The organism is Clostridium sp. AF50-3 (genome assembly GCF_003477445.1).
In the GTDB taxonomy this organism is placed as follows: Bacteria; Bacillota; Clostridia; order Lachnospirales; family Lachnospiraceae; genus Otoolea; species Otoolea fessa.
The window spans coordinates 176,485-191,485 of sequence record NZ_QUDH01000005.1; the positions used below are offsets into that span (position 1 = coordinate 176,485).

The 15,001-nt window shown below is 48.7% G+C and carries 10 protein-coding genes, 4 tRNA genes and 2 pseudogenes; 14 read left to right on the forward strand and 2 right to left on the reverse strand.

Annotation, left to right across the window (positions count from 1 at the left end; genetic code table 11):
• The first annotated feature begins 1 nt into the window (after position 1).
• Complete coding sequence (locus tag DW085_RS07835) at positions 2-793, forward strand: RnfABCDGE type electron transport complex subunit B (RefSeq protein WP_022359780.1); 792 nt, start codon at positions 2-4, stop codon at positions 791-793.
• Between the two features lie 139 nt (positions 794-932).
• On the opposite strand, the gene DW085_RS07840 is transcribed toward DW085_RS07835, so the two are convergent.
• Entirely contained in the window at positions 933-1,376 is a 444-nt protein-coding gene (locus DW085_RS07840; protein ID WP_117795137.1) for a hypothetical protein, read from the reverse strand.
• A 293-nt stretch (positions 1,377-1,669) separates the two neighbouring features.
• Between DW085_RS07840 and DW085_RS07845 the strand changes: the two genes are divergently transcribed.
• Both DW085_RS07845 and DW085_RS07850 read left to right on the forward strand, forming a co-directional pair.
• A complete protein-coding gene (locus DW085_RS07845; protein ID WP_107001555.1) occupies positions 1,670-1,891 on the forward strand; it encodes a peptidase M50 in 222 nt (73 codons plus the stop codon).
• 56 nt (positions 1,892-1,947) lie between these two features.
• Positions 1,948-2,559, forward strand: coding sequence for a class I SAM-dependent methyltransferase (locus tag DW085_RS07850; protein WP_117795139.1), 612 nt, complete (start codon positions 1,948-1,950; stop codon positions 2,557-2,559).
• A 373-nt stretch (positions 2,560-2,932) separates the two neighbouring features.
• On the opposite strand, the gene ychF is transcribed toward DW085_RS07850, so the two are convergent.
• Positions 2,933-4,030: a redox-regulated ATPase YchF gene (ychF, locus tag DW085_RS07855; RefSeq protein ID WP_118492126.1), complete on the reverse strand. Its 1,098-nt coding sequence runs from the start codon at positions 4,028-4,030 to the stop codon at positions 2,933-2,935.
• Between the two features lie 487 nt (positions 4,031-4,517).
• Between ychF and DW085_RS07860 the strand changes: the two genes are divergently transcribed.
• The 11 genes and pseudogenes from DW085_RS07860 (at position 4,518) to DW085_RS07910 (ending at position 15,000) form a co-directional block, all read left to right on the forward strand.
• Positions 4,518-4,601: transfer RNA gene (locus DW085_RS07860), tRNA-Leu, on the forward strand.
• 4 nt (positions 4,602-4,605) lie between these two features.
• Positions 4,606-4,689 (forward strand) — tRNA-Leu (locus DW085_RS07865).
• 166 nt (positions 4,690-4,855) lie between these two features.
• Positions 4,856-4,939, forward strand: a tRNA-Leu gene (locus DW085_RS07870).
• Positions 4,940-4,943: 4 nt separating this feature from the next.
• Positions 4,944-5,027, forward strand: a tRNA-Leu gene (locus tag DW085_RS07875).
• 99 nt (positions 5,028-5,126) lie between these two features.
• The gene (locus DW085_RS07880) at positions 5,127-6,884 is read left to right on the forward strand and encodes a S8 family peptidase (protein ID WP_118492128.1); all 1,758 of its coding nucleotides are present in this window, start codon (positions 5,127-5,129) and stop codon (positions 6,882-6,884) included.
• A 262-nt stretch (positions 6,885-7,146) separates the two neighbouring features.
• Positions 7,147-8,829 carry a carbon starvation protein A gene (locus DW085_RS07885; protein ID WP_118492130.1) on the forward strand — a complete coding sequence of 561 codons (1,683 nt, stop codon included), beginning with the start codon at positions 7,147-7,149 and terminating at the stop codon, positions 8,827-8,829.
• A 324-nt stretch (positions 8,830-9,153) separates the two neighbouring features.
• Positions 9,154-10,161, forward strand: a complete 1,008-nt coding sequence (locus DW085_RS07890) for a deoxyguanosinetriphosphate triphosphohydrolase (RefSeq protein ID WP_118467460.1) — start codon at positions 9,154-9,156, stop codon at positions 10,159-10,161.
• Positions 10,162-10,171: 10 nt separating this feature from the next.
• Positions 10,172-12,085, forward strand: coding sequence for a DNA primase (gene dnaG, locus DW085_RS07895; protein ID WP_118492132.1), 1,914 nt, complete (start codon positions 10,172-10,174; stop codon positions 12,083-12,085).
• Between the two features lie 204 nt (positions 12,086-12,289).
• Positions 12,290-13,403 (forward strand): annotated as a pseudogene (rpoD, locus tag DW085_RS07900) (RNA polymerase sigma factor RpoD).
• 43 nt (positions 13,404-13,446) lie between these two features.
• Entirely contained in the window at positions 13,447-14,214 is a 768-nt protein-coding gene (locus DW085_RS07905; protein ID WP_118492134.1) for a class I SAM-dependent methyltransferase, read from the forward strand.
• A gap of 37 nt (positions 14,215-14,251) precedes the next feature.
• Positions 14,252-15,000 (forward strand): annotated as a pseudogene (locus DW085_RS07910) (Nif3-like dinuclear metal center hexameric protein).
• Position 15,001 lies beyond the last annotated feature (1 nt).

The following is a 15,001-nucleotide window of genomic DNA, read 5'->3' on the forward strand; positions in this document are numbered from 1 at the left end:
GATGGATATGAATTCAATCATTATTGCAGCTGTCGTAATCGCGGCAGTCGGCATTATCGTCGGTGTAGGCCTTGGTCTGTTCGGCGCAAAGTTTAAAGTAGAAGTGGATGAAAAAGAGGCAGCTGTCCGTGAAGAGCTTCCGGGCAACAACTGTGGTGGTTGTGGTTATCCGGGTTGTGATGGTCTTGCTAAGGCTATCGCAGAAGGGAAAGCTCCGGTCAATGCCTGCCCGGTCGGCGGTGCTCCGGTTGGCGAGAAGATCGCTGCTATCATGGGTGTAGAGGCTGGTTCCTCTGAGAAGAAGGTAGCTTTCGTTAAATGTAAAGGTACCTGCGACAAGACAAAAGTACAGTACGAGTACCATGGTATCGAGGACTGTGCGAAGGCATCCGTTGTACCGGGTGGCGGTGCGAAGGCATGTTCTTACGGCTGTACCGGTTTCGGTACCTGTGTGAAGGCATGTAAATTCGATGCAATCCACGTGGTAGACGGCGTAGCGGTTGTAGACAAAGAGAAGTGTGTAGCGTGTGGTGCCTGCGTGGCAGCCTGCCCGAAACACCTGATCGACCTGGTACCGTACAAGGCAAAACATCTGGTACAGTGCAGCTCCCACGATCGTGGACCGGCTGTCAAGGCAGCCTGCCAGGTTGGCTGTATCGGCTGTACGCTGTGTACCAAGCAGTGTAAGTTTGACGCAATCCATATGGATAACAACGTAGCTGTTATCGATTATGAGAAGTGCGTAAACTGCGGAGCTTGTGCAGCGAAGTGCCCGGTTAAGGTTATTCAGTAAATAACGTAAATGAATACGCGTGACTGTGAAGGTACTGAACAGTCACGAATACGGAAGTAAAACGTCCGGTTGAACCGTTTGGAAAGACGGTTCAACCGGACGTTTTGATTAGAAGAAGCTATATGGAGTGATATGAAACTTAAAGGATCGCTTTCGCCAGTGCGGTATGTATCACATTTAAGAGTGCCTGTGAGGTATACTGGCTGCCGCTTTCAAAGGAGAGATTTTCAAGCGACTGCGTGCTCACGATCTGCTCCGAGAGATGCGAAGCGGAAGGGGAGAGCAGCGGGTACATAGTTTCGATGGAATCACTTAAAGGACGGCAGGTAACAGAGGTGATTTGGGTGGAATCAACCGTGACTTCGACATTGACTGCCTGGCTGCCGAGTGTCAGGGTAGAACTGTACATGCCTGGCAGATAGTGGATACCAGCCGCAGCAGGGGCAGAAGCACTCTGTGTCTTCCTTCCAGGACGGAACATGATGAGGAGAAGCGCGATGAGAAGAAGCCCCAGCCCGATAAAGATAGCAGTATAAATAATCTCTTTCATGCGGAGTACGACAATTTTTGTTTTTGAACTCATAAGAAAGCTCCGGAATTCGTTTAGTACAGTGTATGAGACGGTTTGAGGGAAAATGAAAGAATATGATTTGTTATAAAAATAAAAGTCCCTATTTACATTTGTGTGTCTGATGTATCAACAGTATAATGATACATTTCACAAATTGCGTATGCGATTAGAAAATCAAGTAGTCCAAATTCCATAAAATGAAATTTTAGGGCAAATTACAGACATTAGCTTGGCTGTAGTATTTTTAAACAACATGTGTTAGACTACTGTTATACTAATCGGTATTTAACGAGGAGGTAATGATTATGAGTAGAAATATAAAAGGTGGTTTTTTAACATTAAGTGGTGTTGTTGGTATTGTGGGAATGATAATAGTGGCAATGCAAAATCCAGCAACTGAATGGGTAACGCCACCTGGAAGAATGATTGTAAGTATTTTAGAAAATGGATTATTGATTCCTACGGTTTTATTCCTTGTTCTTTTTATTTATGGATTGTATATTCTCCTAACGGAGAAAAACGATTGAGCAATACCGGTTTGTCGAATTAAGAAAACCGGTATTTGTGGAGGAGGAATTCTGTAATGAAATTTTTTGAAAATACCCGTAAGCCACAAGGCTTCGGCGGAAAATTGATGACGAAGATGATGAACAGCGGTCACGCCAAATTATCGCAATGGGGATTCTCAAATATCTCCGCGAAGTCTGATGCTGAAGTTCTGGACGTCGGCTGTGGCGGCGGAGCAAATATTGCGGTCTGGCTTGATAGATGTGGAAATGGCCACGTGACAGGAATGGATTATTCTGAGGTTAGTGTGGCAGAATCTCAAAAATTGAACGCCCTCGCCATTAAACAAGGGAAATGTAATGTAGTTCAAGGAGATGTATCTGCTATACCCTTTTCTGACGCGACTTTTGATTATGTTTCTGCCTTCGAAACAGTTTACTTTTGGCCAGGATTAGTAAAATGCTTTTCCGAGATCAACCGTGTGCTAAAAAGCGAAGGCATATTCCTGATTTGTAACGAGAGTGACGGAACGAATGCCGCAGATGAAAAATGGACAAAGATGATCAATGGTATGAAGATTTACACATCTAAACAACTTGTTGCCGCTTTGAAAGAAGCGGGTTTTACAGAGATCAAAACGTATTCAAATGCAAAAAATCATTGGATAAGTATTGTTGCAACGAAATAGCCAAATTCCAGTTTGTCAATTACAGGTGACATTGAAAGAGTCAGCCCATTCAAGGTGCTGGCTCTTTCAAAAATTCAAATCTAATAAATTGCACGACAACTTAGAGTAAAAATGAATACCCATTAGCCAGAAATGAATAGAAAATGAATAAAAGAGTGGTGTTTCGTATAATTATGAGTTAGTATGCATCAGACACACTTTTGTAAAAAGGGAGAAATAAAAAGAGCTGCCATCCGTTGATATGCTTTGATAGGATCCCCCATGTTTTCGTACGGTCAGCGCAGTAAATGCGCAAACCCAAACAGTTACCCCAAATCTACGAAAAGGGAATCTGATCAGCGGATGGCAGCTTCTGAGATTTTATGACACGATATTAAACATTGAAGCGGAAGAGTACGACATCGCCGTCCTTCACCACGTAGTCCTTGCCCTCCATGCGTACCAGCCCTTTTTCTCTGGCTGCATTGTAGGAACCGCAGTCTAAAAGATCCTGATAGTTGACTACCTCGGCTTTGATGAAACCGCGCTCAAAATCAGAGTGGATCTTTCCAGCTGCCTGCGGAGCTTTGGTGCCGACCTTGATGGTCCATGCGCGTGTCTCGGTTTCTCCGGCAGTCAGATAACTGATGAGACCAAGCAGACGGTAGCTGGCTGCGATCAGTTTTTCAAGACCGGATTCGGTCAGACCGAGATCTTCGAGGAACATCTTTTTCTCGTCCTCGTCCAGTTCTGCGATTTCCTGTTCAATCTGTGCACAGATAACAAATACCTCGCTGTCGTTCTCAGCTGCAAATTCGCGAACCTGTTTTACATATTCATTGGAAGCACCGTCATCTGCCAGATCATCCTCGGATACGTTGGCAGCGAAGATAACCGGTTTCCAGGTTAAGAGATCCAGCGTATTGATGAACGTGAGTTCATCCTCGTCCTCCGGCTCAAAGCTTTTTGCCAGTTTGCCATCTTCCAGGTGAGCATACAGTTTCTTTAAAGTTTCCAGTTCTTTGGCCAGAGCCTTATTTCCCATGGCACTCTTGGTCGTCTTGGCGATACGGCGTTCCAGAACCTCCATATCGGAGAAGATAAGCTCCAGGTTGATGGTTTCGATATCGCGGAGCGGATTGACGCTGCCGTCTACATGGATAACATTTGGATCCTCAAAGCAACGGACAACGTGTACGATCGCGTCTACCTCACGGATATTGGCAAGGAACTGGTTACCAAGACCTTCGCCCTTGGAAGCGCCCTTTACCAGACCAGCGATATCAACGAACTCGATTACAGCCGGAGTGATTTTGGCAGAATTATAAAGAGCTGCTAACTGACCCAGACGCGGATCTGGAACCGGTACGACACCGACGTTCGGATCGATGGTACAGAACGGGTAATTGGCAGACTCAGCGCCAGCCTTGGTCAGAGAATTAAACAGTGTACTTTTGCCTACGTTTGGCAGACCTACGATACCTAATTTCATTTTATGATTTACCTATCCGAAAATCCTTTGCTTATCAGGATTTCCGCCTTTCTTTCGGTTTCTTATTGCGCCTTTTTACGCCCTTTTTGTAATGTTTCTTAATTTTAATGAAAGAAATCAATGCAACTATGTATTATAGCAGAAAGACAGCGCTTTTTCAATCTCAAAGGAGACATTTTGTGGCTATAGGAATGCAGAAATGGTTACTGGGCACGCATGCGTGAACAGTAACCAGAAATGTGTAATGGTTGTCTATTTTCCTGTTTAAGAAGTAAGAAAGGATTTTTTAAGGGAGCTGCGGAGTGGTAGGATAGAGCTGAAATACATGATTTTGCAGTAGAAAGAAACTATAAAAATATAGGAATAATTAGAACAAATAAAAAAAAATAAAAAAAACAAAAAAATGCTTGCATTCGCGGAGCGCCTGTGCTATACTAAGCTTCGTCAGTGAGTGACTCACTCGACAGGCAAAAATAAAAAGCAGTAAGCGGGAGTGCTGGAATTGGCAGACAGGCAAGACTAAGGATCTTGTGGGTGTATGCTCGTGTGGGTTCAAGTCCCATCTCCCGCAGTGAGCAGAAGTGGCGGAATTGGCAGACGCGCACGGTTCAGGTCCGTGTGATGGCAACATCATGAGGGTTCAAGTCCCTTCTTCTGCATGACTGATAGCCCGGTACAGAGATGTGCCGGGTTTTTGCTATACTCTGATTCAATAAATTCAGATATAAATTTGCGGAAAACAGGCTTGCAATTCAAATGAAATTGTGCTATACTACTCTTTGTCGGTGAGAAAATCATCGGACAGAGAAAATTGAAAAACAGTAAGCGGGAGTGCTGGAATTGGCAGACAGGCAAGACTAAGGATCTTGTGGGTGTATGCTCGTGTGGGTTCAAGTCCCATCTCCCGCAGTAAGCAGAAGTGGCGGAATTGGCAGACGCGCACGGTTCAGGTCCGTGTGATGGCAACATCATGAGGGTTCAAGTCCCTTCTTCTGCATGATCGATAGCCCGGTACAGAGATGTACCGGGTTTTGTTTTGTTAAAAAAATAGATAGAATATGATGCTGGGATTTGCCATATAAGCATAAACTGTAAAATGAGTGAATTAGTGAATGGCAAGAGCCAGAAAAAAGAAAACCTTTTAAACTTATCTTTGGATGCGACAGAAGCGGAACGGGAAAAGTCCCCGGCACTTCAGATGGGATACGACCAGAATACGAAACGCTGGGAATTAATCATTCAATATAATGGAACTGTGGAAAAGTTGCAGGAACAGCTGCCGCAGGCGGAAATTTATCCACTTTCCGGCGGCTACGCGATTGTGCGGCTCCCTGAATCGCAGGTGGATGATCTGGCAGGATTATCACAGGTTGAGTATATAGAAAAGCCGAAGCGTCTTTATTTTGAGGTGAACCGGGCGATTCGGGATACCTGTATTGCGCCGGTGCAGAGCGGAAATCAAGTCTCTCAAAACGTGTATGGCAGAGATGCTGATTTAAGTGGTCGAGGCACATTGACTGCCATCATCGACTCCGGAATCGATTATTTCCATCCGGACTTTCGAAACGCAGATGGAACGACGCGCATCGCCGCACTTTGGGATCAGGAGCAGAACCGGATTTATACGCGGGAGGAGCTCAACCGGGCATTGGAGGCGGGCAGCCGGGAACGCGCTTACGAGATCGTCCAGTCGCGGGATGTGAGTGGGCACGGGACGGCAGTTGCGGCGATTGCAGCCGGAAATGGCTGGGAGGGCGGCGGACACTACCGGGGAGTAGCCTGGGAGAGTGAACTTCTGGTCGTGAAGCTTGGAACGCCGCTTGCGGATTCATTTCCCAGGACAACAGAGCTGATGCGGGCGTTGGACTATGTGGTGGGAATCGCACAGGAATGGCGGATGCCGGTGGCGGTGAATCTGAGCTTTGGAAATACCTACGGTTCTCATGACGGAACCAGCCTGCTGGAGACGTATCTAAATTCGATGGCAGAGCGGGGGCGGACTTCCATCATCGTGGGAACCGGAAATGAAGGATACAGCATGGGACACCGGGCGGGATTTCTGCAGATGGGACGTCCGGTGGAGATAGAGCTTGCAGTGGGGGAATATCAGACGGGCTTCGGTGTGCAGCTATGGAAATTGTATCAGGACCGGTTTTCAGTAGAAATTTTCAGCCCGGGCGGCAGCAGCACCGGGCTGATCCGGGAATCGTTGGGAGCACAGCGGCTTTCCTATGAGACGGAAGAGATTCTTCTATATTATGGGATGCCGAGTCCATACAGTCAGGCGCAGGAGATTTATCTGGATTTGATTCCAAAAGGAAGCTACATTCAGGACGGGCTCTGGAAAATCCGTCTGATTCCAGAAGAAATACGGGATGGTCAGTATGATCTGTGGCTGCCAGCGGGCATGGCACTGAACAGGGAAACACGTTTTTTGACGGCATCGCCGGACACGACGCTGACAATCCCATCGACCGCCAGCCGGGCGATCTCGGTGGGGGCGTACGATGACGCCACGCAGGCGTATGCAGATTTTTCCGGTCGTGGATTTGCAAGATTGGGGCATCCGATCAAACCAGAGCTGGTGGCACCTGGTGTAAATATCATCACCGCCCGCGCAGGCGGCGGATATGAGGCGGTGACAGGAACTTCCTTTGCCGCTCCATTTGTGACCGGATCGGCGGCGCTGATGATGCAATGGGGGATTGTAAATGGGAACGATCCCTACCTGTATGGGGAGAAGCTGAAAGCATATCTCATCCGCGGGGCGCGGAGTCTGCCGGGGGAGACGGTATATCCGAATGAGCGGGTAGGGTATGGGGCATTGTGTCTGGAGCGAAGTTTCCCGTTGTAAAAACAATAGGAAGTGCAAGGTGCACAAAAAACAATAAATGAAATTGTAAATTATATTTAAAGTGTTAATTGAATTTTCCGCTCAAAAGAGTATAATTTACATGATATAAAATGCAATGAGCATGGAAAGACATAAAAGAACGGAAATACAGAGAGTCACTGGATGGATCGGGAAAGCTGTTGGGATAGAAAATTCGCCTTTGTTATCCGACTGGATAGCAGAGGCGTTTTTTTATAAATAAACAAAGGAAAGAGGTTTAACTATGAGTGGAGTAATGATGATGATAATCGCCATCGTTGTTCTGGGAGGAGCATACCTCCTGTACGGGCGTTATCTCCAGAATAAGTGGGGCATCGATCCGAATGCCAAAACTCCGGCATATGAGATGGAGGACGGTGTTGATTATGTACCGGCTGATACAAACGTTGTGTTTGGTCATCAGTTCGCGTCGATCGCCGGTGCGGGTCCGATCAATGGTCCGATCCAGGCGGCAATTTTTGGCTGGCTTCCGGTCCTGCTTTGGATTTTAATCGGCGGCGTATTTTTCGGCGCCGTTCAGGATTTTGCATCCATGTATGCGTCTGTCAAAAATAAGGGACGAACAATCGGATACATCATCGAAGAGTACATTGGAAAATTAGGAAAGAAATTATTCCTTTTATTCTGCTGGCTGTTCTGTATTCTGGTTGTTGCAGCGTTTGCAGACGTTGTAGCGGGAACATTTAAGGGATTTACGGTCGATGAGGCAGGTGTTGTCACAAAGATAGCGGCAAATGGAGCCGTTGCAACTACTTCTATGTTATTTATCATCGAGGCAGTTGCACTTGGATATTTCCTCAAATATACCAAATTCAACAAATGGATCAACACAGCCGTCGCTATTTTATTACTGGTGGCAGCGATCGCACTGGGACTGAATTTCCCGGTCTATGTCGATCTTGGAACCTGGCATATTATTATCTTTGTGTACATTCTGATTGCCAGTGTCGCTCCGGTATGGGCGCTGCTTCAGCCGCGTGATTATCTGAACAGCTATCTGCTGATCTTTATGATCGTCGGTGCAGTTATCGGTGTATTTGTGGCCAATCCGGCATGTAATTTGAAACCGTTTACAAGCTTTAATGTAAATGGACAGTATATGTTCCCGATTTTATTTGTAACGATTGCCTGTGGCGCAGTTTCCGGTTTCCATTCTCTGGTATCTTCCGGTACTGCATCTAAACAGATCAAAAATGAAAAGAACATGCTTCCGGTTTCGTTTGGCGCAATGCTGATGGAGAGTATGCTTGCTATCATCGCACTGATTGCAGTTGCTTCCTTTGCAGATGGCGAGGCAGCAGCACAGGGACTTACCACCCAGCCGCAGATTTTTGCAGGCGCGATCGCAAACTTTCTTTCCGTAGTTGGTCTGCCGCATTCGCTTGTATTTACATTAATCAACCTGGCGGTATCTGCATTTGCACTGACTTCCCTGGATTCGGTTGCCCGGGTAGGACGTCTGTCGTTCCAGGAATTTTTCATGGATTCGGATACAGACGAGGAAAATATGAGCCCGTTTGTAAAAGTAGTAACCAATAAATATTTTGCAACCATCATCACACTGGTACTCGCGTACCTGCTTACCAAGGTTGGCTATGCAGAGATCTGGCCGTTATTCGGTTCTGCAAACCAGCTGTTATCGGTACTTGCTCTTGTAGCTTGTGCAGTATTCTTAAAGAAAACCAAGCGTCAGGGCTGGATGCTCTGGGTGCCGATGCTGTTCATGATGGCAGTTACCTTTACTGCACTGAGCATGACCATCATAAAGCTCACAAACGCATTTATGACGACCGGTCTGGATCTGGGAAATACACTGCAGCTTGTATTTGCAGTGCTGCTGTTAATCCTGGGTGTATTAGTAGCAATTCAGGGTATCAAGAAACTGCTTGAAAAAGCGGATAAGTAAAAATAATAAGTGAAAATAAAATGTAGATGAGGTCCATCAGGGACAGCCGTTACGTTTTGTATGTATGATAGTAAAGAGAGGATGTCTGTATTCAAAAGAACAGATGTCTTCTCTTTTTCATTCTAAGCCCCTTTGTTCAATAGATGGAAATAAGTAGTCATAATTCCCCTTCTTTCCACATAAAATAAAAAAAGAAAATAGAAAAAGATCAAAAATCCATGGAAAACCTCTGTCCCAAATTACAAAAATATGATATTATTATAAGATAATGGGCGAACTTTCGAATTTATTCCGTAAATTATTCTGAATAAAGGTGGGATCTGGATGAATATCAGAGAAACGATCGAAAAATGGGAACAGGAAACCCTGAGTCTGTATGCGTCGCTGAGTGCGAATACACGGGGACGGGAGCGGAAAGAACCGCTCTGCGACATCCGGCCAGAGTATCAGCGCGATCGCGACCGTATTCTGCACAGCAAATCGTTCCGGCGTCTGAAACAGAAAACGCAGGTTTTTCTGGCGCCGGAGGGCGACCATTACCGGACGCGCCTGACGCACACGCTGGAAGTATCGCAGATAGCGCGCACGATCGCGAAAGCGCTGCGGCTGAATGAGTCTCTGGCGGAGGCGATCGCGCTGGGGCACGATCTGGGACATACGCCGTTTGGTCATTCGGGGGAGGCGGTGCTCAACCGGCTCTGCAGCGAGGGGTTCGCGCATTATCAGCAGAGTGTCCGCATTGTGGAGGTGCTGGAGCAGAAGGGGCAGGGGCTGAACCTGACCTGGGAGGTTCGCAACGGGATCCTGAACCACCGGACGAGCGGTCATCCGGCGACGCTGGAAGGGAATGTTGTGCGGCTTTCAGATAAAATTGCCTACATAAACCATGATATAGATGATGCGATCCGGGGAAAGATCATGAAGGAAGAGGATTTGCCGCGGGAGTACACGGACATTCTGGGAAACAGTGTGCATGAGCGGCTGAATATCATGATCCACGACATCATCGAGCACAGCCAGGACAAGCCGGAGGTGGCGATGTCACCGGAACGCGAGGAGGCGATGCACGGGCTGCGCCGCTGGATGTTTGACCATGTCTACCATGACGGGATTGCGAAAGCGGAGGAAGGGCGCGCACAGCAGATGATCGAGATGCTGTATGGATATTATATGGCGCATCCGGAGGAACTTCCGGAAGAATCCCACCGGATTATGGAGATAAGAAATGAGACGAAAGAGCGCGCGGTATGCGATTATATCGCGGGTATGACAGATATTTACGCGATTGACCGGTTTAAGGAATTGTTTATTCCGAAAGCCTGGAGCGTATAAGGAGGAAGAAATGTATTATCCGGAAGAGGTAATCGAGGAAGTCAGAATGCGTAGCGACATTGTGGATGTGATTTCCGGATACGTGAAGCTGCAGAAGAAGGGAAGCAACCTGTTTGGACTCTGCCCGTTTCATCATGAGAAATCGCCATCCTTTTCGGTGTCGCCGTCCAAGCAGATGTACCACTGCTTTGGCTGCGGTGTCAGCGGCAATGTGATTACGTTTGTGATGGAATATGAAAATTATTCATTCCGCGAGGCGGTTGAGATGCTGGCGGACCGTTCGGGCGTGAAACTGCCGAAGATGGAATATTCTAAAGAGGCAAAGGCGAAGGCGGACCGCAAGGCGGCGCTTCTGGAGATCAATAAGCTGGCAGCCAATTATTTTTATTACCAGCTCAAGCAGCCGCAGGGAAAGATAGGATATGATTATCTGGTAAAGCGGAAGCTGACGGATGAGACGATCCGGCGGTTCGGACTGGGATTTTCCAATAAAATCAGCGACGATCTGTATCGGTATCTGAAAAGCAAGGGCTATGAGGACGAGCTTTTAAAGGATACGGGGCTGGTAACGATTGAGGAGCGCGGTGCCAGGGACAAGTTCTGGAACCGTGTCATGTTTCCGATCATGGATGTCAACAGCCGGGTGATCGGGTTTGGCGGTCGTGTCCTCGGGGATGGAGAACCGAAATACTTAAATTCACCGGAGACGATGCTGTTTGACAAAAGCCGGAATCTATACGGACTTAATTACGCGCGTACTTCGAGAAAGAAATATATGATGCTCTGCGAGGGCTACATGGATGTGATTTCCATGCACCAGGCGGGTTATACGAACGCGGTCGCATCGCTGGGAACGGCGCTGACCGAGCAGCATGCGGCGCTTCTGAAGCGGTATACGGATCAGGTCATTCTGACCTACGACAGCGATGGCGCGGGCGTCAAAGCGGCGCTGCGGGCGATTCCGATCCTCAAGCGGGCAGAAATTTCAACCAAGGTATTGAATATGCGTCCGTATAAGGATCCAGATGAATTTATGAAAAACCTGGGAGCAGAGGAGTTTGAAAAGCGGATCGAGACGGCGAGAAACAGCTTTCTCTATGAGATCGATGTGCTGAAAGCCGGCTTTGATATGGAAGATCCGGAGCAGAAGACGGCATTTTACAATCAGACGGCGCGCAAGCTGCTTGAATTTGGCGAGGCGCTGGAGCGGGATAATTATATACAGGCGGTTTCGCGGGAATACTTTATCAATTATGAAGATCTGCGGCGGCTGGTCAACCAGCTCGGAAGCCGGTATGGCGTCGGGGAGACGGCAGCAGGCGGATATGCAGGTCGCTATGGTGATTCATATAGAACCGGAAATACGACTGGTGCTGTACAAAACAGGGAGGTAGGCGGAAGCGTCGGCAGTGCCGGGGCAGTGTCGGAAAACCACGGTGCTGGAAATGCAGAGCTTCCGGGAAATGCGGGACCGGCGGTGAGACCGGTGGGCAGGAAGAAGGAGAAGGACGAGGGCATCCGCCGTTCAGAACGCCTGCTTCTTACATGGCTGATTGAAGAACCATCGTTATATGCCCGGATCAAGGACATCATCGGACCGGAGGATTTTGTAAAACCACTTTATAAAGAAGCGGCAAAAGCTGTATTTGAGGGTCTGGAAGCTGGAAATGTCAATCCGGCGGCGATTTTGAACCGCTTTATCGACGACGAGGGCAATTACAAAGAAGTCGCGGCGCTTTTCAATGCAAGTCTGGAAGAATCCTTAAACAATGAGGAGCAGAAAAAGGCATTTGCGGAGACGGTGCGCCGGATCAAGAAGAACAGCCTCGACGATCAGATCCGGCGGGCGTCGGATTTGAATGAGCTGCAGCGGCTCATACGGGAACAGGCGGGATTGCCTTCGCTCGTAATTACGTTGGAGTGATTGCGGATTGGGAAAAATTGGGTTACTGTACACGGGTAGGCACTTTTGGAACCGAAAGTGCCGTAAGAAAACGTGGTGGCAGCAGGAATTTGCCGTATTGAAATGCGAAGCCACGGCAAATTCCGTTACTGGACACGTATGCGTGTTCAGTAACAAAATTGGAAATGGTCGGGCAGGTTCTGAGGATGGAAGGAAGGACGAACTATGGAAGAGAAAAAAGTTACATTTGAAGAAAAACTCACACAGCTTCTGGAATTGGCAAAAACAAAGAAAAATGTACTGGACAATAAAGAAATATTGAATTATTTCCATGGTGAGATACTGAGCCCGGAACAGCTCGATCAGATCTATGATTTTCTGGAAAATCATCATGTAGACGTTCTCCGGATGGATGACGATGAGGACATGGAGCCAGAACTTTTTGAAGACGGCGAGGAGGAGGAGCCGATCGACGTGGACAACCTGGATCTCAGCATCCCGGATGGCGTCAGTCGATGATCCAGTCCGGATGTATCTGAAAGAGATCGGAAAAGTGCCGCTGCTTTCCCCGGAAGAGGAAATTGAACTGGCGAAGCGGATGGAGCTGGGAGATGAAAATGCCAGAAAACGTCTGGCGGAGGCGAATCTGCGCCTGGTTGTCAGCATTGCGAAGCGCTATGTCGGCAGAGGTATGCAGTTCCTTGACCTGATTCAGGAAGGAAATCTGGGTCTTATCAAGGCGGTTGAAAAATATGATTATTCAAAAGGATTTAAGTTCAGCACCTATGCAACCTGGTGGATCCGTCAGGCGATCACGCGCGCGATCGCGGATCAGGCGCGGACGATCCGGATTCCGGTTCACATGGTGGAGACGATCAATCGTCTGATCCGGACTTCCAGACAGCTTTTACAGGAACTTGGACGGGAACCTACCCCGGAGGAGATCGCGGAAAAGATGGAGATGCCGGTCGATCGTGTGCGGGAGATCATGAAGATTTCACAGGATCCGGTTTCCTTGGAGACACCGATCGGCGAGGAGGAAGACAGTCATCTGGGCGATTTCATTCAGGACGATCATGTGCAGGTTCCGGTCGATGCGGCAACCTATACATTGCTGCATGAACAGCTCATGGAAGTGCTCGATACGCTGACCGAGCGGGAGCAGAAGGTGCTGCGTCTGCGCTTTGGCCTGGACGACGGCAGACCGCGCACGCTCGAAGAGGTAGGACGGCAGTTCAATGTCACCCGCGAGCGGATCCGCCAGATCGAGGCGAAAGCGCTGCGGAAGCTGCGCCATCCGAGCCGGAGCAAAAAATTGAAGGATTATCTGGATGAATGATCTGGAAAGAAGAAATAAAAAGTAGAACACAGGAGAATAAATCATGCGGACAGAAGTAAAACTCTCGAAGCGTCTGGAACGGATCGCTTCTTTTGTACAGCCGGGCAGCCGGGTGGCAGATATCGGCACCGATCACGGTTATGTGCCGATCTGGCTGGTGCAGAAGGGCGTGTGCCCGTCGGCATTGGCGATGGATGTGCGGAAAGGCCCACTGGAGCGGGCGGAAGAACACGTGGAAGAGGTGGGGCTTTCCGGGAAAATTGAACTGCGCCTGTCAGACGGACTGGCAAAATTGAAGGCAGGCGAGGCAGACACAGTTGTGATCGCCGGAATGGGCGGAAAACTGACCTGCCGGATTCTGGAACAGGGACGCCATGTGTGGGAGAATTGGAGCGAGGGAAAAGAACGCCTGATTCTGTCGCCGCAGTCGGAGCAGGACGAAGTGCGTCATTTTCTGGAGGAACAAGGATTTTTAATTCTCCGGGAAGCGATGCTGACGGACGAGGGAAAATATTACATAGTGATAGAAGCGGCGCGAGGCACGATGCGGCCAGGGAGAGAGCAGGATTACCGTTTTGGAGCCGATTTGATCCGGAAGAAAGATCCGGTGCTGCTTGCGTATCTGGAGAAAGAAGAGAAGATGACGCGGCAGGTGCTGGCAGGGCTGACAGAAAATGATGCCCAGAACAAGAAGGGAACTTTAGAAGCCAGTGAAGCGGGAGAGACGGCGATCAGCCGCCGAGCAGCGCGCATCAACGAACTGACCGCCTATCTGGCGCTGATAGAGGAGACGAGACATGAAATGCAGTGAGATTATCAAGATCCTGGAAACACTTTCGCCGCGCAGCATGGCATGTGACTGGGACAATCCGGGGCTTTTAGCGGGGCGCAGCGGGAAGGAAGTGAAGACGATCTTTCTGGCGGTGGACGCCACCGATTCTGTGATTGAGCAGGCAGAGCAGGCGGGGGCGGATATGATTTTGACGCACCATCCGCTTATTTTCAAAGGAATCAAGCAGGTGTCCGATCAGAATTTCATCGGCAGAAGAGCCTGCGGATGATTCAGGATGATATTTCCTACTATGCGATGCACACGAATTTCGACGCAGCGCCGGGCTGCATGGCAGATCTGGCGGCAAAGAAGCTGGGATTGACGGATTGTGAAGTTTTAGAGAAAATGGGAGAGACCGGAGACGGTACTTCCTACGGAATCGGATGCACTGGACGCTTCGAACAGCCGATGACGCTGCGGGCAGCTGCCGAGCAGGTCAAGGAGGCATTTGGCCTGCCGTATGTGGCGGTCTTCGGTGAGCTGGACGGTGAGGCAGTGATTCAGAAAGCGGCGGTCTGCCCGGGCGCAGGAGGAAGCACGATGGGAGAGGCACTGGCAGCCGGGGCGCAGGTTTATATCACAGGAGATATCAGCCACCATGAAGGAATCGACGCGGTTGCACAGGGCATGGCGGTCATCGACGCTGGACATTATGGAATTGAACACATTTTTACTGAATTTATGGAGAAATATCTGATGGGGAAGCTGGGAGACGCCGTGAAGGTTGTGCGGGAGAAACCGGCGTTTCCAATCCAGATTGTTTAGG

Bases quoted from the DNA above. Each gene is read 5' to 3' on its own strand.
- DW085_RS07850 (WP_117795139.1), top strand. From the start codon at position 1,948: ATGAAATTTTTTGAAAATACCCGTAAGCCACAAGGCTTCGGCGGAAAA.
- ychF (WP_118492126.1), bottom strand. From the start codon at position 4,030: ATGAAATTAGGTATCGTAGGTCTGCCAAACGTAGGCAAAAGTACACTG.
- DW085_RS07890 (WP_118467460.1), top strand. From the start codon at position 9,154: ATGAATATCAGAGAAACGATCGAAAAATGGGAACAGGAAACCCTGAGT.
- DW085_RS07835 (WP_022359780.1), top strand. From the start codon at position 2: ATGGATATGAATTCAATCATTATTGCAGCTGTCGTAATCGCGGCAGTC.
- DW085_RS07840 (WP_117795137.1), bottom strand. From the start codon at position 1,376: ATGAGTTCAAAAACAAAAATTGTCGTACTCCGCATGAAAGAGATTATT.
- dnaG (WP_118492132.1), top strand. From the start codon at position 10,172: ATGTATTATCCGGAAGAGGTAATCGAGGAAGTCAGAATGCGTAGCGAC.
- DW085_RS07885 (WP_118492130.1), top strand. From the start codon at position 7,147: ATGAGTGGAGTAATGATGATGATAATCGCCATCGTTGTTCTGGGAGGA.
- DW085_RS07905 (WP_118492134.1), top strand. From the start codon at position 13,447: ATGCGGACAGAAGTAAAACTCTCGAAGCGTCTGGAACGGATCGCTTCT.
- DW085_RS07845 (WP_107001555.1), top strand. From the start codon at position 1,670: ATGAGTAGAAATATAAAAGGTGGTTTTTTAACATTAAGTGGTGTTGTT.
- DW085_RS07880 (WP_118492128.1), top strand. From the start codon at position 5,127: ATGAGTGAATTAGTGAATGGCAAGAGCCAGAAAAAAGAAAACCTTTTA.